The organism is Lysinibacillus piscis (assembly GCF_026012395.1).
Lineage (GTDB): Bacteria > Bacillota > Bacilli > Bacillales_A > Planococcaceae > Lysinibacillus > Lysinibacillus piscis.
Genome location: NZ_BRZA01000003.1, coordinates 212706 through 231805 on the forward strand (window position 1 = coordinate 212706; position 19100 = coordinate 231805).

Annotated in this window: 20 protein-coding genes; 8 read left to right on the top strand and 12 right to left on the bottom strand. The window is 37.4% G+C overall.

Annotated elements, in window-relative coordinates; translation table 11 throughout:
* The first annotated feature begins 108 nt into the window (after positions 1–108).
* Both OPF91_RS13830 and OPF91_RS13835 read left to right on the top strand, forming a co-directional pair.
* A complete protein-coding gene (locus tag OPF91_RS13830) occupies positions 109–606 on the top strand; it encodes an RNA polymerase sigma factor (RefSeq protein ID WP_264989428.1) in 498 nt (165 codons plus the stop codon).
* Complete coding sequence (locus OPF91_RS13835) at positions 596–1225, top strand: anti-sigma factor family protein (protein WP_264989429.1); 630 nt, start codon at positions 596–598, stop codon at positions 1223–1225. Before OPF91_RS13830 ends, OPF91_RS13835 begins: the two co-directional genes overlap by 11 nt.
* 328 nt (positions 1226–1553) lie before the next feature.
* Here the strand turns inward: OPF91_RS13835 and OPF91_RS13840 are convergent, their stop codons facing one another.
* Positions 1554–2087: a TetR/AcrR family transcriptional regulator gene (locus tag OPF91_RS13840; protein WP_264989430.1), complete on the bottom strand. Its 534-nt coding sequence runs from the start codon at positions 2085–2087 to the stop codon at positions 1554–1556.
* A gap of 163 nt (positions 2088–2250) precedes the next feature.
* On the opposite strand from OPF91_RS13840, the gene OPF91_RS13845 reads away from it, so the two are divergent.
* Positions 2251–3162: an alpha/beta hydrolase gene (locus OPF91_RS13845; protein WP_264989431.1), complete on the top strand. Its 912-nt coding sequence runs from the start codon at positions 2251–2253 to the stop codon at positions 3160–3162.
* A 40-nt stretch (positions 3163–3202) separates the two neighbouring features.
* Here the strand turns inward: OPF91_RS13845 and OPF91_RS13850 are convergent, their stop codons facing one another.
* On the bottom strand, positions 3203–4948 hold the full coding sequence (locus tag OPF91_RS13850) for a methyl-accepting chemotaxis protein (protein WP_264989433.1): 1746 nt from the start codon (positions 4946–4948) through the stop codon (positions 3203–3205).
* A gap of 198 nt (positions 4949–5146) precedes the next feature.
* Positions 5147–5458, bottom strand: coding sequence for a hypothetical protein (locus OPF91_RS13855; RefSeq protein ID WP_264989434.1), 312 nt, complete (start codon positions 5456–5458; stop codon positions 5147–5149).
* 164 nt (positions 5459–5622) lie between these two features.
* Here OPF91_RS13855 and OPF91_RS13860 point away from each other — a divergent pair, with 164 nt between their 5' ends.
* From OPF91_RS13860 to OPF91_RS13870, 3 genes are all read left to right on the top strand, one after another.
* Positions 5623–6102, top strand: a complete 480-nt coding sequence (locus OPF91_RS13860) for a DUF6530 family protein (RefSeq protein ID WP_264989436.1) — start codon at positions 5623–5625, stop codon at positions 6100–6102.
* Positions 6103–6104: 2 nt separating this feature from the next.
* Positions 6105–7481 carry an MATE family efflux transporter gene (locus tag OPF91_RS13865; RefSeq protein WP_264989437.1) on the top strand — a complete coding sequence of 459 codons (1377 nt, stop codon included), beginning with the start codon at positions 6105–6107 and terminating at the stop codon, positions 7479–7481.
* Between the two features lie 256 nt (positions 7482–7737).
* Positions 7738–8583, top strand: a complete 846-nt coding sequence (locus tag OPF91_RS13870; protein ID WP_264989438.1) for an aldo/keto reductase — start codon at positions 7738–7740, stop codon at positions 8581–8583.
* 62 nt (positions 8584–8645) lie between these two features.
* Here OPF91_RS13870 and OPF91_RS13875 read toward each other — a convergent pair whose 3' ends face one another.
* Positions 8646–9029, bottom strand: coding sequence for a winged helix-turn-helix transcriptional regulator (locus OPF91_RS13875; protein ID WP_264989440.1), 384 nt, complete (start codon positions 9027–9029; stop codon positions 8646–8648).
* 109 nt (positions 9030–9138) lie between these two features.
* Between OPF91_RS13875 and OPF91_RS13880 the strand changes: the two genes are divergently transcribed.
* Positions 9139–10356, top strand: a complete 1218-nt coding sequence (locus tag OPF91_RS13880) for an MFS transporter (RefSeq protein ID WP_264989442.1) — start codon at positions 9139–9141, stop codon at positions 10354–10356.
* Positions 10357–10386: 30 nt separating this feature from the next.
* On the opposite strand, the gene OPF91_RS13885 is transcribed toward OPF91_RS13880, so the two are convergent.
* Complete coding sequence (locus tag OPF91_RS13885) at positions 10387–11043, bottom strand: O-methyltransferase (protein WP_264989573.1); 657 nt, start codon at positions 11041–11043, stop codon at positions 10387–10389.
* Positions 11030–11389: a hypothetical protein gene (locus OPF91_RS13890; protein WP_264989443.1), complete on the bottom strand. Its 360-nt coding sequence runs from the start codon at positions 11387–11389 to the stop codon at positions 11030–11032. Before OPF91_RS13890 ends, OPF91_RS13885 begins: the two co-directional genes overlap by 14 nt.
* Before the next feature lie 172 nt (positions 11390–11561).
* Here OPF91_RS13890 and OPF91_RS13895 point away from each other — a divergent pair, with 172 nt between their 5' ends.
* The gene (locus tag OPF91_RS13895; RefSeq protein ID WP_264989444.1) at positions 11562–12401 is read left to right on the top strand and encodes a YitT family protein; all 840 of its coding nucleotides are present in this window, start codon (positions 11562–11564) and stop codon (positions 12399–12401) included.
* Between the two features lie 179 nt (positions 12402–12580).
* Here OPF91_RS13895 and OPF91_RS13900 read toward each other — a convergent pair whose 3' ends face one another.
* The 6 genes from OPF91_RS13900 to OPF91_RS13925 form a co-directional block, all read right to left on the bottom strand.
* Positions 12581–13144, bottom strand: coding sequence for a maltose acetyltransferase domain-containing protein (locus OPF91_RS13900; protein ID WP_264989445.1), 564 nt, complete (start codon positions 13142–13144; stop codon positions 12581–12583).
* A gap of 3 nt (positions 13145–13147) precedes the next feature.
* On the bottom strand, positions 13148–13975 hold the full coding sequence (locus tag OPF91_RS13905; RefSeq protein WP_264989447.1) for an alpha/beta fold hydrolase: 828 nt from the start codon (positions 13973–13975) through the stop codon (positions 13148–13150).
* Between the two features lie 123 nt (positions 13976–14098).
* Positions 14099–14956: a transglutaminase family protein gene (locus OPF91_RS13910; protein WP_264989448.1), complete on the bottom strand. Its 858-nt coding sequence runs from the start codon at positions 14954–14956 to the stop codon at positions 14099–14101.
* A gap of 23 nt (positions 14957–14979) precedes the next feature.
* Positions 14980–15927, bottom strand: coding sequence for an alpha-E domain-containing protein (locus OPF91_RS13915; RefSeq protein ID WP_264989450.1), 948 nt, complete (start codon positions 15925–15927; stop codon positions 14980–14982).
* Positions 15920–17371, bottom strand: a complete 1452-nt coding sequence (locus OPF91_RS13920; RefSeq protein ID WP_264989451.1) for a circularly permuted type 2 ATP-grasp protein — start codon at positions 17369–17371, stop codon at positions 15920–15922. Before OPF91_RS13920 ends, OPF91_RS13915 begins: the two co-directional genes overlap by 8 nt.
* Positions 17372–17522: 151 nt before the next feature.
* A complete protein-coding gene (locus OPF91_RS13925) occupies positions 17523–18977 on the bottom strand; it encodes an NADP-dependent glyceraldehyde-3-phosphate dehydrogenase (protein WP_264989452.1) in 1455 nt (484 codons plus the stop codon).
* Between the last annotated feature and the right edge of the window lie 123 nt (positions 18978–19100).

Consider the following 19100-nt stretch of genomic DNA (forward strand, 5'->3'; position numbering starts at 1 on the left):
ATGTAGGGACTATTTAAGATGCCTAATTGTTTGAAATCAAAGTGACTTTCGCAATTTTTGTAACGAATTCTCTTTAAAATCTATATATAAGTGAAGGGAGGGTGAACGATGGAGGACTTAGACGAAATATATAGGTCATATGCAAATGAAGTAAAAGCATTTCTTATTTTACTGACATCTAACGTCGAGCTAGCAGAGGAGCTGACACAAGAAACCTTTTATCAAGCCACCAAATCAATCCATCGCTATAATGGACAATGTAAAATATCCGTCTGGCTCTGCCAAATTGCTAAGCATGCCTATTATGATTTTTTGAAGAAAGAAAAGCACAGAAATTATGTCAATATAGACAGTACGTCCGAAATAGAAAGCGTGAATCCTACACCAGAGATTGAAATAACTAATCGTGCGACACTCATTGCTATACATAAGGAAATTCATTTATTGCAGGAGCCTTATAAGGAAGTATTTTTGCTAAGAACATCTATTAATTTAAGCTTCAAAGAAATTGGAGAAGTGTTTAATAAAAGTGAAAATTGGGCGAGAGTGACTTATTATCGGGCAAAAGTAAAATTAGCAGAAAGGATGGAACGAGATGAATTGTAATATTATCAAAGATTTACTGCCACTATATGTCGATGGTGTTTGTAGTAATGAAACTTACAAAGCAGTAGAAGAGCATATCGGGCAATGTAAAGCATGTCAATCACATTTGGCAATGTTGCAGCAAGAAGTTACCTATATTCCACCATTACCAGAGGAAGTGAAAAAAGCCATTGCTCCTTTTAAAAAAATTAAGAGAAAACGTTATTTTCATATGATAGCAGCAATAGCTATCACCTTTATGGTCATGGTTATTGGTATGATGGTTTACCAAGAAGTAGGTACTGTCCATGACTTCTTTTCACCAATTCACCGAGGACATGCTATGGTAGATTCAAATGACAATGAATGGTATCCTGTTGAATTTCATGATGGAACAGGCCAATATATACAAGACTATCTTCTATTCGATAGCATTTTTTGGTCAAAGGCTATTATAAACGATGCAAATAATGAACATGACCTCCTACTCAGAATCAAAGATGAAGACAATCAAATCATTCTAGATAATGTGGAAATAAAGCATGGTACAAGTGTGGATTTAAAAGCGTTAAAAAGAAATATAAAATACTTTCTTGAAATAAAAGCACCTTGTGGAAAATACACAATTAATGCTATATAAAGTGCTAAGATGGAAATTGTTATCCAAAAAGATAAAATTTGCTTAACCTTTTCTGTTTTACTGTTTTTTAACCTATTACGTGGGTTAATCGTACGAGTGTAAAGACCATTCTACAATAATGGTCTTTATACAGATTCTATGATCACAGGAATCCTCTTAAATTGTAAAAAATATACTGTTAATTAAGCTGCGGTTAACTCTGTTTCTTCAAGAATTCCATAAAAAGATAATTTCCCCAAAATTTACCCTAATTCTATTGCTCACCTACACAAGAATCATTGTACTTTTGCAATTGCACTAATAAACTGATTTTCCTCATTAACTAGCTCTATATCTCCTTAATTGTCTTTAACATCAATTCACCAACCTTTGTTGCAATTTCCTCTGTATTACCATTTAACTGATTTAAAACAAATGACTCCATAATGCCTAAAACTGCTGTACTCACAAACCGTAATAATATTTTATCGTCTCGCTCTGTTATTTTTTCACCTAGCTGCTTCATCATAAAATCAAGTAACCGCTCTCTGAAAGCTACAGTGCTTTTACTAGTAAATAAGGCTAAGAAAAAAGCTTTATGTTGAGCAAAATAGTCAAACCAAATAATCGTTCCTTCGATAAAGCCTGCTTCTTTTTTTTGCTCACAGATTACTTCTAGCTCCTGTAATCGTTGGGTAACAATTGTATCCAATAAATCGTATTTATCAACATAGTGCAAATAAAATGTCTTTCGACTAATATCCGCTATTTCCGTAATTTCCTTTACGGTTATTTCATCAAAACCATCCTCGATTAACATGCTTAAAAATGTGCATTGAATAGCCTTTTTCGATTTCAATATTCTTCTATCTGTCTTTTCCATTACAAACACCTCTTTATTTAATACACACATTTTTAAAAGTGTGCATTACTATACAAAATATAAAATATGGTTATTGTCATAGTTATTCTTCTATTTTACAGTAAATATACACAAGAGTAATAAGATACTCAAGTATAACTTTAAACAAAGGTGGTTATTGTAGATGACAGTCACAAAACAAACTGTACGATTCAATGCACATGGCTTACAACTTGCAGGTATTTTAAATCTTCCACAAAACGTAGCAAACAAAAATGCAGCTATCGTTTGCGTACATCCAGGTAGTAGCTGTAAAGATCAAACAGCAGGAATTTATGCAGAAAAATTAGCTGAGCTAGGCTTTATAACACTTGCTTACGATGCTTCCTATCAAGGAGAAAGTGAGGGAGCGCCCCGCTATGCAGAATATCCTACGGCACGTGTAGAAGATATTCGCTGTGCAATTGATTACTTAACAACATTAGACTATGTGGATGAAGACCGTGTTGGTGTGCTTGGTGTTTGTGCAGGTGGTGGCTACGCGGTCAACACAGCGATGATTGAGCGTCGTATTAAAGCAGTTGGTACAGTGGTCGGTGCGAATATTGGACGTGTTAATCGTCAAGTGGACCCTATCGCTGTCTTAGAGAACATTGGTAAACAGCGTACTGCCGAAGCACGTGGGGCAGAGCGAATGCTAGTTAACTGGATTCCTTGTAACCACGAGGAAAGAGAAAAAGCTGGTATGACAGATATTGACCTTGTGGAAGCTGTTGAATATTACACAACATCACGTGGTCAAAGTCCAAATTCCCCAAATCGATTATATTTCCCAAGTATGAGTAATGTTATTGGCTTTGATGCTTTCCATTTGGCAGACCAATTATTGACACAACCATTACAAATTATTGTTGGGGACAAACAAGGTGCATTTGGTTCTTATCAAGATGGACATGAACTATACAACAAAGCCGCTTCAACAGAAAAAGATTTATTTGTCTTGGAAGGCGTTTCTCATTATGATTTATACGACCAACCTGAGCCAGTGCGTCAGGCTGTTGAAAAATTAGCTAAATTCTATAATAAATATTTATAAAAAATAGGCTATGGATGTTGTTTCACCCATAGCCTATCTCTTATAAAGCATATTTTTCAACAATTTGATTCAATGTTTGACTAAGATCTGTCAGTTGTTCAGCCGAAATCGCGACTTGTGCAATCGCCTTGATTTGTTCATCAATAGACGCTGTAATTTCTTCAACGGCTGCCGCTGTTTGCTGTGAAATGCTTGTTGCATTTTGTGCCGCATCCACGATTGTTTTATTTTGCTGTGTCACCTGTAACAATTCTTGATTTAACAATATCACTGCATTCGTTGTTTCGGTAATAGCTTTGGCGATATTAGTAAATTCTGTTTCTGTCTCATTCACTGCATGGTCCAGTTGCTTAGAGCGCTCAATTGTAGTTGATACAGCTTGAACTGTTTTTGCTGTTTCACCTTCAATTGCTGCAATCATATTTTGTATTTGCTTTGTTGCTTCATTGGATTGCTCAGCTAACTTTTGCACCTCGCTTGCGACGACCGCAAATCCCTTCCCATGCTCTCCTGCACGAGCTGCCTCAATGCTTGCATTTAATGCTAGTAAATTAGTTTCAGAGGAAATACTTTCAATCACCGCTGTCATTCGTGAAATGCCAGTGATCTTACTATTTAAGCTTTCAATCGTTGTATGTACCTCATTGGAAGAAGCTAAAGATGCCTCATTGGATTGCTTTAATCGTTGAATCATCTCTTGCCCTTGATGTGTCGCCGCCTCTGATTGGGAGGTAATGTCTTTAATAAGTTGACTTTGCTGATTCATCGCCTCAATTGACGTATTCAACCGTGTAATTTGTTGGTTTGCTTCCTCTAAATCTGCTGCTTGATTCACTGTACCTTGCGCAATATCGTTCATAGCTCTACCAATCTCTTCACTGCTAGACGCTGTTTCCTCCGATATAGCAGACAAAGACATAGAAGTTTCCGCTACTTGCCCACTTGTGCCTTGCAATTGACTAATTAAATCTCTTAATTGCAACAGCATTTGATTAAATGATGCACCGAGGTGACCAATTTCATCTTTTGATTCAGGCAATGTAGTCGATTGAATATTCCGATTGGCGATTGCCAAGAAGGCTGCTGAAATTGTCTCTAATAATTTCAAGCTTTTTCGTGATACAAAATAAAAAATCATAAAGCTAATGACTAGAATACCCAAGGTCATCAAAATAATTGTCCATTTTACCTTATTCAACTCACCATAAAATGTTGTATCTAACACAATCATGCCAACATGCCAATCCCATGGCTCAAAGTATGCCATATAGGCTGTTTTCGTGACATGGTTGCCATTATCATCTGTATCGTCAAACGGGTGATAACGATCTGCATCATTGGTAGCTCTTGCTGCTTTTACCATATTGGCTCGGTTTGTTGTATCATCTGGCATATGTCCAATTGGATTTTTTGGATGCAATATTGATGCATAGCTCGAGTTATACGCTACCAAATAACCATCTTGTTTATACAAAAAGGCTGATTTTTTATAATCATAGCCCTCTGCTAGTTTAGGACCATTTAATAAAACACGTGCCTCTTCTTGTGCTTGCTCTAATGTTAATTCTCCCTTTTCAACTCGCTCATTTAATACGTTCAATGTCACGATAGAGGTATTCACAATATGTTTCATATCGCTTTTCCCCGCCTCAACAAGTTCTTTTTTCGTCAAATAATAACTTGTTCCACCGATTACTCCACCCGTCAGTGCAATGACAAAAATAATGAGCATAGTTAATTTGAAAAAGATGCTATCAAAAATAGCTACATGACGCTTTATTTGCACATGAATCACTTCCTTTTATATTTATCTCGCAGTAACAGACAGTCAGCAGCCATCTGTACAGCTCTATTAGTGAAAATGAATAATCAATTCACTTTATATTGCTCTATTGTACAGCGAATAGCAGAAAAATAATAAGGAAATTAATTTTACATTACTTTAAGAATATCTTCTTTTTTCTTAATCAATAGTTACAAGGCACTAAAATTCCGTACGTTTACGATATACTACAAAAACCACTATGTTTAGTAGCATCGTGACCATCACAAGTGTTATCGTTGCATATGCCACTACTCCTGTCGTATCCATAAGTGCTACCCAATCCTTAATCGTCACGAGATAACCTGTATAAATAATTTGAAAAACGAGTGCGACTGCACATGCACTGAAACTATACATTGCACGGTTTACCCGTTGTTTATAACACTCATCTGGATAGTTTAGCAAACTAATCGCAGGCAATAACCACGCATATAGCCCCAAAAATAAACTACCAATATTAAGCCATCCCATGATACACCCCTCTTTTCCATTAATTTTCAAATATGTAGACGACCATGAATGGAATTTGTTTCATATGTTCCATTCGTCATAATTGACTTTTAAACAATTTAATGTTATTTTTACTACAGTAGTAATTTAGTAAATTACTAAATACAAGAGGGGAGTCAATAAAAATGAAAATTCCTACACATTTAAAACATAAACCTGTCATCGTAGCAGAAAACTATAGTAATATTGATGGTCGCACAGCGTATCATACGGATGCACAAGGATTATCACTTGGCTTAGCTCAATGGAATGACCGTGGTAAAGTGGATATTTCCGCGAAGGTTTGGCGTCATACAGGTGGTAAATGGTCGCGTCAATCAGAGGAACTACCGCTTCATCGTGTACTTGACCTAGCGATTTTAGTATGTGAGGCACAGCTACACTTTAAAGAAGCCTATCGCCATGAGCATCTATATGATGAGGAGAATCCTGTGATTAAGCGTGTTGGTTTGCAGGGTGATGCTATGACAATTGAAGTATGTACAGAGAATGAGCAAATTCATGAGGATATTCAACTTTTCAATCAAGCATTAAGTGAGGACGGCGAATTAATCGGCGAGCGTCTTCGCACATTATCACATATTTTAAAAGAAATGGGTTATTAATAATGAACGGACAATTATTACAGGACGATCAACAAATCAAAAAAGCTTTTTTTAACTTCTTAATTCCTGTCATGCTTGCAAATGTACTGCAATCATTAGGGCAAGTTGCCGCCATGTTTATCGTTGGGCGCAATTTAGGTGTAGATGCATTAGCGGCGATTTCTGCCTTTTTCCCGTTTTTCTTCTTTTTAATGGCTTTTGCTATTGGAATTGGTTCAGGTAGCTCTATTTTAGTAGGGCAAACATTCGGGGCTGGCAATCATGAAAAGATGAAAGAAGTGGTTGGTGTCACATTAGCCTTTACCACAATTTTATCCATTGCTGTAGCGTTATTTGGTGGTTTTTTCATCGAGTGGATTTTGCGCTTTATGCAAACACCTACCAATATTTTAGCGATTAGTGTGAGCTATGCAAAAATTTTATTCTTTACACTGCCAATTTTATTTTGGTATTTAACGTATACAACCTTTATGCGTGGTGTGGGTGATTCGAAAACACCCTTTATCTTTTTAGTTGTCAGCGTGGTACTCAACATTGCCTTTTTACCACCACTGATTTTTGGTTGGTTTGGCTTGCCTGCATTCGGCTTAAATGGTGCTGCCTATGCTTCCGTATTATCCAATCTAGTCACAATGATTTTATTATTAGTATACCTACACAAAACAAAGCATATTTTACGTTTAGATCAATCTATTTTACAGCATTTTAAATTAAAGAAAGATATTTTAATCTCTTTAATGAAATTAGCTATCCCATCAAGCATTAGTATGGTTGCCATCTCTGTAGCAGAAATCGCTGTTATTGGCTTCGTCAATGCTTATGGCTCCAATGCCACTGCTGCCTATGGTGTTGTCAATCAAGTAGCTAGCTATGCACAAGTACCTGCGATGAGCATTGCCATTGCCACATCTGTCTTTGTTGCACAAGCATTAGGCGCAAGCTCTACAGAGATGATTAAAAAAATTCGTCACATGGGTGTACGCATTAACTATATTTTAGGTGGCTCTATCATCGTCATTATGTATTTATTTGCAGAGCCTATTTTATCGCTCTTTATCGATTCTCATGATACTGTCGATATTGCCAAAGATTATTTAATGATTACATTTTGGAGCTATTTAATTTTTGGTCATACACAAACAGTTTCTGCAACAATGCGTGCAACAGGTGTCGTCTTATGGCCAACGGTATTTCTTGTGCTCACAATTTGGCTTGTACAAGTGCCAACAGCCTTTTTGCTATCCCATTATACAAACTTTGAATTAAACGGTGTGTGGATGGCGTATCCAATTACATTCTGTGTGCATTTCATATTGCAATATGCCTATTTCAAGCTGGGCTGGCAAAAACGGACGTTAAAGGCGATGCTCAGCGAGTAATCCAACCTCTCCAAATACAAACGGTAGACCATCGACCTGGTCTACCGTTTTAAATTGCAAAAAATCCCCCCTTTCACCACATATCCCCGACACATAAATTATTTTTTCCATATGAAAGCCTGATACCTACGCAAAAGTTACCTCAACGTTTCTATGACACGAAAAAGTGCGTACTTGTTTCACCTTACATACGAGCGCATAATCGATTATGCAATAACGAGTTAGTGATTAACAAATACAATATGGAGGGTATACGATGATTCAACATTTACAAGATACAATCACTTTAAATAACGGTTTACAAATGCCAGGCATGGGCTTAGGTGTATTTCAAGTGGAGAACGATACAACTGCGGAAATTGTGAAAAATTCTATTGAGGTAGGCTATCGAAGTATTGATACGGCTGCTATTTATGGGAATGAGGCTGGTGTTGGCGAAGGTATTCGGAGAGCGCTTGCCTCAACAGATTTACAACGCACAGATTTATTTATCACATCGAAGGTATGGAACGATAACTTAAGCTATGAAGAGACAATAGCAGCATATGAGGAGAGCCTTGAAAAGCTTGGATTAGATTATATCGATCTTTATTTAATTCATTGGCCAGGAAAAAATAAATATGCTGAATCGTGGAAGGCTCTTGAGGATTTATATGAGCAAGGAAAAATCAAAGCGATTGGTGTATGTAACTTCACTATTGCTCATCTACAGGACCTATTAACATTTGCTCGTGTTATCCCTGTTATCAATCAAGTAGAATTTCATCCACGATTACAGCAAACGGAGCTTCAAGCTTTTTGTCAAGAACACCATATTCAACTTGAGGCTTGGGCACCTTTAATGCAGGGTGGTCTAATGGACAATGAAACGATAGCGAGTATTGCTGAAAAACATGGTAAAACTATTGCTCAAATCATTTTACGTTGGGATATTCAACAAGGGGTTATTACCATTCCAAAGTCAGTACGTATAGAGCGAATGCGAGAAAATGCGGCTATCTTTGACTTTACTTTATCCGATGAAGAGATGGACATACTTAATAAAATGAATGAAGAGCACCGTGTTGGACCAAATCCAAACGACTTCGATTTTGCCTTATAAGTAGCTGATTAATAGAAAAAAGAGACTTCACTCTTTTAGAAAGCCTCTTTTTTCTAAGCTATTTAGGATGTCTGCCCAATTGTGCTATCGTCATCATGCTGCATTAATATAACATCTTCACCTTTATGCTTGAGCAATTCAATATGCTTTTCACCCCAAACACAAAGTAAGCTTAAGATGGGCTCCATTTCTTCACCATAAGGTGTTAATGAATATTCAACCTTTGGTGGCACTTGATTGAACACCTGTCGATTAATTAAACCTGCTTGCTCTAGCTCACGCAATTGATTTGTTAGCATTTTTTGTGAAATACCTGGTATTAAACGGCGAAATTCATTTGTACGTAGCTTACTATGATGATTCAAATGACAAAGAATAACAGGCTTCCATTTACCACCAATAACTTCAATTGTAGCTTCGACACCAATATTATAAATTTTTTGCATCATAACCCCCCTGTAATATTCAAAGGTAACTAAAACTACCGTACATGCTTTTTAGATATGCTTGAATATTACTATACACTATAGAAAAAATCAAAGGAGATGTCATCAAGTGAAAGAATCAAAAGAATCAAAAGCACCAAATGCTAAATTAACGTTACTCGCACTTGCAATAAGCGCATTTGGCATTGGCTCGACTGAATTTATAAGCGTGGGCCTTCTCCCACTTATTACAGAAGATTTTCATATACCTATAAGTATGGCTGGTCTTACAGTATCCATTTATGCACTCGGTGTAACCATTGGTGCACCACTACTAACAGCAGTAACCTCTCATTTAAGTAGAAAAAATGTTTTATTGCTTGTGATGGTTATTTTTATTGTTGGTAATCTTGTTGTCGCATTAGCCCCTTCTTTTTCGATATTATTAATAGGGCGTATTATTTCTGCGCTAGCACATGGTATATTCATGTCTATCGCTTCTGTTATTGCAGCTGAGGTCGTAGCTCCCAACAAACGAGCCAGTGCCATTGCCTTTATGTTCACAGGGCTAACATTAGCCACTGTCACGGGTATTCCTTTAGGCACTTTCATTGGACAAGTAACAGACTGGCGTATGTCCTTTTTCTTCATTGTCTTTATAGGTGTGGTTGGGCTAATTAGCAATGCCCTACTTGTACCAAAACAGTTAACCAAAGGAGACGCCATTTCGATACGAGATATTGGCAAGGTTTTAAGTAATGTACGTATGCTATTAATACTTTTCATCACAGCAATTGGCTATGGTGGTGCATTTGTTGTCTACACATATATATCACCACTATTAGAAAATTATATGGGCTATTCCCCTCATGCCGTTGTCGTTATTTTAATTATCTATGGTATTTGTGTTGCTATTGGCAATACAGTAGGTGGTCGTTTAGCAAATAACAATCCTCTACAAGCCATTTTTATCGCTTTCCTTTGCCTTGGATTGACATTACTCGGTATCGGATTTGCGCTTGAATCATCAGTTATCGGTTTAGTAATGGTGCTTATGATGGGGTTGTTAATGTTTATGAGTGTCCCTGGCTTGCAATTGTATGCTGTACAGCTTGCAGAAAAATATATACCCTCTGCTACTGCCATGGCATCAGCCTTAAATATTTCAGCCTTTAATATCGGCATTTTCTTAGGGTCCTATATTGGTAGCTTTATTATTCGCCACCAATCCTTAGCCTTAACCCCTTTTTACGGATTTTTGATGGTAATGTTAGCAGCAACCGTTACGATACTTTGGCTCATCTTTGATCATTCCAAGCAAAAAGAGAAAAGCATCAGTTGTCATTGATGCTTTTCTCTTAACAATGAAATAACTATTTTATCCACCAAATGATGGTTTATTTTTCACTTGTGATAATGTCATCCCATCACCCAGCGGAACAAGGATGGACTGTAGGCGTGGATGATTTGCTACCAACTCATTAAATTCCTTCATTATTTCTGTATAACGTTTTGACTTTACTTCTGTGCTTATAACACTACCGCCAGCTAATACATTATCCGTCACAATAAAAGCGCCTGGTTCCGCTAGTTGAATACAGTATTCCAAGTAAAGTGAATAATTTTCTTTATCGGCATCAATGAAAAAGAAATCGAATTTTTTATTATTTTGCACAAGATTTTCAAGACTTTGTAATGCCGCTCCTACATGATAAGTCACTCGTTGACCGAAGCCCGCTTTTGTTAAATTTTCATAAGCTAAATTAGCATATCGCTCCTCTAATTCAAGTGAAGTTAACATCCCCTCTTCACCAAATCCTCTAGCAATACAAATGCCACTATAACCACCAAGAGCTCCTATTTCAAGAGCATTTTGTGCCCTAGCCATAGATACAAGCAACGTCAATAATTTTCCTGTTGAAGGAGATACAGAAATCGCTGGCATTCCATTTATTGCAATGGATGATAGCACATCTGCTAAAAGCTGGTCCTCATCTGCAAATATTTTATCTATATAATCATTAATTTCCTTCATCATGCTTATTTTCTTCCTCTGTCATATCTTCTGTTTGAATTTCTTCTAAATGTAGTTCAAATAGCTGTGTAAATTCATTGATAACCATATCAAGTGCTTTTAGTTCACCAATTAGAATTTGTTGAATGGATTGAAATTCGGGTTGCTCCAACTGTTGAACAATCGTAGAACGCTTCAACATCAGTTGTTCTAAAAAGGAAATTGCTCTACCACGACGGAATGTCTTTGGACCTTGCTGTGCATCTCCACGTCCACCTCGCCGATGCCCACCACGATGAAGATCTCCTCTTTCCATGCGATTTCCTCTGTGATGATGTCCTTCTCGGCTAAAATGTTCATTTCTCATTATTAATTGCTCCTTTCGTATACAATTGTATACAAATATTTTTATAATCTAAATGTATACAATCGTATACGAATTGTCAATTAAAAATCTCTCTTATAAAGCTATATAAAATGAACCAAACTTGATATAGTATGTACTTAAGATAAAATCAAATACTTACGGTGGTGTGTATATGAGGAAATATATAACCGATATTTTATTCATTCTGGTGGGGTCACTACTTTTTGCATTGGCTATCAACCTATTTGTTATTCCTAACGATTTAGGTGAGGGTGGCGTAACGGGAATTACCATTATTGCGTATTATTTATTTGGCTGGTCACCTAGTATTGTGAGCTTTGCGCTAAATGCTGTTTTATTAATTGTAGGTTATAGATTTTTAAGTCGCCAAACAACGATTTATACAATTATTGCGGTATCTTTTCACTCGTTGTTTTTACATTTTACAGAATCGTGGTCAATTGCTTCAGATGAAATTATTGTCAATACCATTTTCGGTGGTGTCTTTGCAGGTGTTGGAATTGGTTTAATCATCAAGGTTGGTGGGACAACGGCTGGTTCAACCATATTAGCTCGCATTACAAATAAATATCTTGGTTGGAGTATTAGCTATGGTCTACTATTTTTCGACCTCATTGTTGCTTTTTCATCATTTTTCATCATTGGAGCAGAGGCATTAATGTTAACGGTAATCATGCTGTATATCGGTACAAAGGTCATGGAATTTGTAATAGAAGGTGTGAACCCTCAAAAAGCTACTACGATTATTTCTAAAAATCCTGAAGCTATTGCTGAAAAAGTAAGTGCCTATATGAATCGTGGTGTAACTGTGCTATCTGGTCATGGCTATTATACAAAGGAGCAAAAGGAAATTTTGTATATTGTCATCAATAAGCAAGAGGTTGTAAAGCTGAAGAGAATCGTAAAGGAAATTGATACAGAAGCCTTTGTTGCTATTCATGATGTACGAGATGTATTTGGACGAGGTTTTATTGAATTGTCAAAATCCTAGTAAATCAATTACGCTGAAGCGTAATTGCGTCTGGATTTTTTCGAGCTCGCTCGAAAAAGCTCCTCTTCAAAATCCATGACACCCGCTGGGGCTTTTATCTTGGTTCAGCGGGCGTTGGGACACCCACTGAACCAAGATAAAAGGAGCAAGGGCCTATTTTAAGGTACCCTTGCTCTTTATTATTTTGTCGGTATATGTTTAATAATTCGGGCAGGATTCCCACCAATGATTACATTATCAGGTACATCCTTTGTCACCACAGCCCCTGACGCTACCACGACATTGTTACCAATTGTCACACCAGGGTTGATAATCGCTCTGCCGCCAATCCACACATTATCCCCAATCTGTACAGGCTTGCCATATTCAAGACCTGCTACTCTGTCCTCCACCTCTAATGGGTGTGTTGCTGTGTAAATATGTACACCATGTGCGAGCAGACAATTGACACCAATACGAATTTCACACACATCTAAAAATACACAGTCAAAATTCGCAAAGAAATTTTCACCAACGTGTATGTTATAACCATAATCACAGCGGAATGTTGGCTCGATGTAGAAGTTTTCGCCTGTTGAACCAAGCAATTCTTTTAATAGCTGCTTCCTTATTTCGTCCTCTGTTTCAATAGAATGATTAAACATTCTTGTCAGCCTTCGAGCGTTCTGCCTATCATTCGCTAACGTTGCATCCATAGCATTATAGTACTCACCAGCCAGCATCTTTTCTTTTTCTGTTGTCATTTATTACACATCCTTCTCATTTGATTCCTCTACTCGGTCTAACCACTCATCTATTAGCGCATTAAATAATTGTGGTTGCTCAATTTGCAAATTATGTCCAGCTCTATCAAGCACCGCAAATGTACTTCTTGAAAATTGAGCGAGCGTATTAAAAGCATCTTGATAACCAACGACAGCATCCTGTTTGCCAAGTAAAAATAGACTTGGTGAATGAAATTGAAAGTCCTTCAAATTAAAAGAGAATCCATAATTATTCTGGATTTTGGTTAAAAATTCATCATCAGCTAGTTGAGCGCCAGCCAACACTTCATTTTTGTATCGTTCCCAATTATATTTATCTAAGACTACTTGATTGGCACTAAAGCTATCTACTTCTTCTTTTGTGAGTTGTGCTAAAAATTCATTACCAGAATAGACAATCGTCTGTTGTGGAACGGTTCTATCTTCTTTATTAGGCAAAATCATTGGGCAAATAAAGGCAGCCCCTAGCAATTTCTCCTTTTGACTTCGAATAACCCCTTGTGCTAAATAACCACCATAAGATTCTCCTACAATTATGTATGATTGATTAGGAATTAACGCCTCAATAAAGCTGATAATCGCCTCTAGCATTTCATCCGAATTATGAATTTGTTCATAGTCTCTACTTTGACCCATTCCAGGTAAATCAATATAAATTCGACGCCAACCTTCCCTTTTTTGAAAAATAGGCTCCATACACCCACTCATCAATCGATGGTCTAATGAAAAACCGTGTAGCATAATAATGGGCTTTCCCACACCGACATCCTCATAATAAATAGTGGCATTTTTAACTTTACAAAAAGGCATAACAATTCCCTCCAATTATATCTTAAAAGAATATACGTTCCCCATCAGTATACCTATTATTAAAGGAAATGTATAACAATAAAAAACCATATGAAATCAACAATTGATTTCATATGGCTCCTCTTACAAATGCTCAATTTTAGTTACATCTACTTTAACCTCTAATGTATGCCCTCCACCTTGATAAACGCCTTCGACAGGGCTAACATCACGATAATCACGTCCAACGCATAACACAATATGATTATCCAATACCTCTACATTATTCGTTGGGTCAAGGCCTATCCAGCCAATGCCAGGCACCATAATTTCTACCCATGCATGTGTCGCAGTGTCACCAATAAGGTCATCATCTTCCCCAACATACAAATACCCACTAATATAACGTGCTGGAATACCACAATAGCGCAATATCCCTAGCATAATATGTGTGTAGTCCTGACAGACACCCGCCTTCAAATCAAAGGCCTCTTCTGCTGTTGTGCTAACGGTTGTTGCATACGGGTCATATTTAATCGTTTTGAACAAATATGTCATCACATCACAGGCTAGCTTTAATGGATTATCGTTTTTACCTCCAATAGCCCACAACACCTCTTGCATCTGTGCCTCTGTCAGTGATGTCAATGTCGATGTATTCAAATACGGTAAATAATGACTTTTGAATAGCTGTGAGGTAAAAATATTACGCATTTCCTCTGAATAATTAATTTGATAAATGTACGGAGCCTTTTGCACACTTACTGTAGAAGTTGCCGTAATAATAAGCTCACTATGTGCTTCCGCAATAAAAAAGTTACCGATATTATTTTGCCAAATATCTGTATATTCCTTTATCATTGACTGTGGTGAAATCGTTAAATCATACGATAATACACGCTGACATTCACCCGCTCTCGGCTTCAAGCGTATCGTATTCAACGATTGCTCCACTTCGCTTTCATAATGAAAACTATTCGTATGTGTGATACGGTACTTCATACATTTACCCCTCTTTACATGCGCTACACAGCCATAATAGGTGGTGCTAAATAATAAGCCTGTGCTAGAATAGGACCAAAATTGATACAACCTTGTCGAATATTTTTAACCCACTGTTTTTGCTCCGCTAATGTTAATGCTGTTACATCAACACTTGTTAAAGCAATTAGCTCATCTAACGCACGATACATATTTTCTACATTTTGATTCGTTAATCCCTGTTCTATATCATACACTGTATCCTTTATTTTATGTAGTCCATATGCTACAGAGCGTGAACATTTCAAATCGCTAATTAAAAATTTCAACACACTGTCTACTGTTAACACCCGAGAACGGTAGGCATACTCCTCTACCGTATTCGTTAATTGTAGCCCTAGCCTTATAGCACGATCTGGTTCTAACTCATTCTCTACCTCTAATAAATGATGTAAAATGAGTGCTGTTTTCTCAGAACGTTCGAGCCATTTACCAATTTTCAAAAATCGATAGCCTATATCTCTTGTCATCAATGAATCAATGATACCTGTTGCCGTTAAAGTCGTTTTTCGAATGCGTGTTAAGAAATTGGTGGTATTTAATAACGAAAACGCCTCTGGATAAGTACCTTCCTGAATATCTAGATACAGGTCATTCCATTCCTCCCACAGCTCATTCGGCATACAATCGCGTGTATTACGAGCATTCATACGCACACTCGTAATGGTAGCAACAAGTGAATCTAGATTCCGACTATCATATACTAGGTAATGTACCATATCCTCTAAAATTCCTTGCTGGTAATACATTTGATAATCTTCTAGATACCCACAAATTTTCAGCACTGTCACCCATTCTTTATCATACATAACATCCTTGCGACTGGATTCCAGCATGTACTCTAGCTGTGCATATAAAATATGAGCATTTGTTTGTGTGCGTTCAGCATAACGTCCAATCCAATATAATGAATCTGCTACACGACTAAGCATGGTCACCAGCTCCCTTCACAACCCACGTATCCTTACCGCCCCCACCTTGAGAGGAATTCACAACAAGTGAGCCCTCCTTCAATGCCACACGCGACAATCCACCTGGCAGTACATACATTTCTTCACCACTCATGACAAAGACACGTAAATCCACATGACATGGATAAAATCGCCCTTCTTGAAATGCAGGAGCACGTGATAACTTAATTGTCGGCTGTGCAATGTATTGATGAGGTGCTTCGATTATTTTTTCATAGAAAATTTGACGCTCTTCTTCTGTAGCATGTGGGCCAATTAACATATCATAGCCACCAGATGCCCCAACATTTTTCACAACCAATTCATCCAAACGATTAAGTACCCATTCCCTTGTCTCTTCATCTTCAAGCAAATAGGTTTTCACATTGTCGATAATTGGCTCTTCATTCAAATAAAAGCGAATCATCTCTGGTACATAATGATACATCGCCTTATCATCTGCCACACCATTACCAATGGCATTTAAAATAGCCACATTGCCCTTTTTATAAGCATCCAACACATATGGCACACCTAGCAAAGAGTCCTCTCTAAAATGAACAGGGTCAAGAAAATCATCATCAATACGGCGATAAATAACGTCTACACGCTTAAGCCCTAAAATGGTTTTTAAGTAAACGACATCCTCTTTTACCACCAAGTCGCGCCCTTCCACAAGTGGGATATTCAAATGCTTCGCTAAAAATACATGGTCATAATAGGCAGAATTATAAATACCCGCTGTCAATAAAACGGCATGTACCTCCACATCTGCTGGCATATTTAATGGGCGGTGAGAGCGTAAGGCTTCCTGTAAATGCAATAATTGCCCCTCCAGCCGTTCAATTGCATAATCATCAAAAAACTCAGGGTATATTTTACGCATCACATAGCGATTTTGATAGACATAGCTCATACCGGAAGGATTGCGTAAATTGTCCTCAAGCACACAATACTTCCCATTTTCATCTCGAATTAAATCAATACCTGCAAGAAAAATATGGTTTTGTAGCGGGATATTCGTGCCAATCGCCTGTTTATAGTAATATGGGTTATTATCAATGAGTGTCTTTGGGACAATACCTGCATCAACAATTTTTTGCTCATGGTAAACATCATGTAAGAATTGATTTAATGCCTTAACTCGCTGTTTCATACCACGCTCAATCATTTTCCATGTATCCTCTGGAATAATAATTGGGATAAAATCAAACGGCATCGTCCGCTCTGTTCCTCCCTCAGCGCCGTAGACAGTGAATGTGATTCCTTTTCGCAAAAAGCTTGATTGTGCTGCATGATGCTTATCACGAAGCTGCTGTTCAGAAAATGCCTCCAGTTGCTGATAGAAAGTTTGATAATGCCTCTTTGGTTTGCTCCCCTCAAGCATTTCATCATAAAATAAGCCTGATTCATATAGTTTCAACATAAGCAAAACCCCCTTCCAGTACATATATAATATAGTATATAAAATACGACATTCTTGATGAAAATCCCTTTATTTTCTGAATTATCTTTATTTTCTGAACAAAAAACCCTACTAGTAAGCAAATACTAACTAGCAGGGAGTTCCATTTATATTATGAAAGTATATTTAAAATCGTTACCTTTTCGCGTGTCATGGACTCGATGCTCTTACGGATACCTTGCACACCGATACCTGATTTTTTGACACCAATGAATGGGAAATGATCTGGACCACGTTCTGTACGGCCATTAATTTGTACAGAGCCTGTCTCTAATTTACTCGCAATAGCAAAAGCTTTATTTACATCCTTCGTGAAAATACTTGCCTGTAATCCATATTCAGATGCATTAGCAATACGAATTGCCTCTTGTTCAGATTGGATACGAATAACTGGTAGCACAGGTCCAAATGGCTCTTCCCAAGCAACCTTCATATCTTCTGTCACATGATCAAGTAATGTTGGGTAAATCAAGCTACGCTCACGTTGATTACCAATTACTGTAACAGCACCTTTTTCAACGGCATCATCAATTAATCCTTGTACAAAGTCCGCTGAATGCTCATCAATTAACGGAACAATAACACTGCCATCTTCAGGAGAACCAACAGATAACTTTGCAATTTCCTCTTTTAATAATGCAACAAGCTCATCCGCTACGCTATCATGCACTAATACACGCTTAATCGCTGTACAACGTTGTCCTGAATAAGAGAAAGCACCGCTAATAATTTGCTTCGCTGCTTCAGCTACATCAGCATCCTCTAACACGATTCCTGGATCTTTTCCGCCAAGCTCTAGTACAAGCGGAATCATTCCTGCCTTTTTCGCTAAGCTTACACCTGTGTTTGTACCGCCTGTGAAGGAGATCATATCAATTCCCTCATGCTCCACCAAATAATCGCCAATAACAGACCCACGACCTGTCACGATATTAACGAGACCTTGTGGGAAGCCAGCTTTATGAAGCGCTTCTATCATTTTAATACCACTAATTGCCCCTTGTGTAGCTGGTTTGAAAATAACACCATTTCCTGCAATCAAGGCTGGAGCTAGTTTAGCAGCAGCTAAATTCACTGGATAATTGAATGGTGAAATCGCTAGTACCACCCCTAAAGGTACACGATCCACGATAGCAATCTTTGATTTAGAGCCTCCTGGGAAGCTATCCCCTCTCAAACTCTCTCCATGCATGTGTAATGCTTCGCCAACCGTATAACGGATAAAGTCGGATGTACGGACAACCTCACTTTTAGCATCCTTTAAGCTTTTACCGACTTCCTTCATAATAATTTCCGCAATCTCATCTTGCATATTTATTAATTCATCAGCCCATTTATGCAAGTAACTTGCACGTTCTTGTAATGAATACTCAGCCCAAATTTGCTGAGCCTCTTGTGCAAAACGAATCGCTTCGTCTACTTCTGTTTTAGTAATAGCCTGTACTTTTCCGATTGTCTCATAAAGATATGGTGATTGAATATCAATAGTTTGTCCTGACTCACTTGTCTTCCATTCCCCGTTCACATAATACTCATATGTTTTTAAAGCCGATACAGTTGTTGTCATCTTTCGTTCCCCTTTGCATGAAATTAAATTTTTTTATATTTTTATGCTGTATAATCAATCGCATTAAATTTTATGTTTAGAACAAATGGTAATTTAACAAATAAGTGTAGTCGGATTGAAATT

Excerpts from the sequence above, each read along its gene's own strand:
- OPF91_RS13830 (WP_264989428.1), top strand. The coding sequence starts at position 109 with ATGGAGGACTTAGACGAAATATATAGGTCATATGCAAATGAAGTAAAA.
- OPF91_RS13835 (WP_264989429.1), top strand. The coding sequence starts at position 596 with ATGAATTGTAATATTATCAAAGATTTACTGCCACTATATGTCGATGGT.
- OPF91_RS13840 (WP_264989430.1), bottom strand. The coding sequence starts at position 2,087 with ATGGAAAAGACAGATAGAAGAATATTGAAATCGAAAAAGGCTATTCAA.
- OPF91_RS13845 (WP_264989431.1), top strand. The coding sequence starts at position 2,251 with ATGACAGTCACAAAACAAACTGTACGATTCAATGCACATGGCTTACAA.
- OPF91_RS13855 (WP_264989434.1), bottom strand. The coding sequence starts at position 5,458 with ATGGGATGGCTTAATATTGGTAGTTTATTTTTGGGGCTATATGCGTGG.
- OPF91_RS13860 (WP_264989436.1), top strand. The coding sequence starts at position 5,623 with ATGAAAATTCCTACACATTTAAAACATAAACCTGTCATCGTAGCAGAA.
- OPF91_RS13865 (WP_264989437.1), top strand. The coding sequence starts at position 6,105 with ATGAACGGACAATTATTACAGGACGATCAACAAATCAAAAAAGCTTTT.
- OPF91_RS13870 (WP_264989438.1), top strand. The coding sequence starts at position 7,738 with ATGATTCAACATTTACAAGATACAATCACTTTAAATAACGGTTTACAA.
- OPF91_RS13875 (WP_264989440.1), bottom strand. The coding sequence starts at position 9,029 with ATGCAAAAAATTTATAATATTGGTGTCGAAGCTACAATTGAAGTTATT.
- OPF91_RS13885 (WP_264989573.1), bottom strand. The coding sequence starts at position 11,043 with ATGAAGGAAATTAATGATTATATAGATAAAATATTTGCAGATGAGGAC.
- OPF91_RS13890 (WP_264989443.1), bottom strand. The coding sequence starts at position 11,389 with ATGAGAAATGAACATTTTAGCCGAGAAGGACATCATCACAGAGGAAAT.
- OPF91_RS13895 (WP_264989444.1), top strand. The coding sequence starts at position 11,562 with ATGAGGAAATATATAACCGATATTTTATTCATTCTGGTGGGGTCACTA.
- OPF91_RS13900 (WP_264989445.1), bottom strand. The coding sequence starts at position 13,144 with ATGACAACAGAAAAAGAAAAGATGCTGGCTGGTGAGTACTATAATGCT.
- OPF91_RS13905 (WP_264989447.1), bottom strand. The coding sequence starts at position 13,975 with ATGCCTTTTTGTAAAGTTAAAAATGCCACTATTTATTATGAGGATGTC.
- OPF91_RS13910 (WP_264989448.1), bottom strand. The coding sequence starts at position 14,956 with ATGAAGTACCGTATCACACATACGAATAGTTTTCATTATGAAAGCGAA.
- OPF91_RS13915 (WP_264989450.1), bottom strand. The coding sequence starts at position 15,927 with ATGCTTAGTCGTGTAGCAGATTCATTATATTGGATTGGACGTTATGCT.
- OPF91_RS13920 (WP_264989451.1), bottom strand. The coding sequence starts at position 17,371 with ATGTTGAAACTATATGAATCAGGCTTATTTTATGATGAAATGCTTGAG.
- OPF91_RS13925 (WP_264989452.1), bottom strand. The coding sequence starts at position 18,977 with ATGACAACAACTGTATCGGCTTTAAAAACATATGAGTATTATGTGAAC.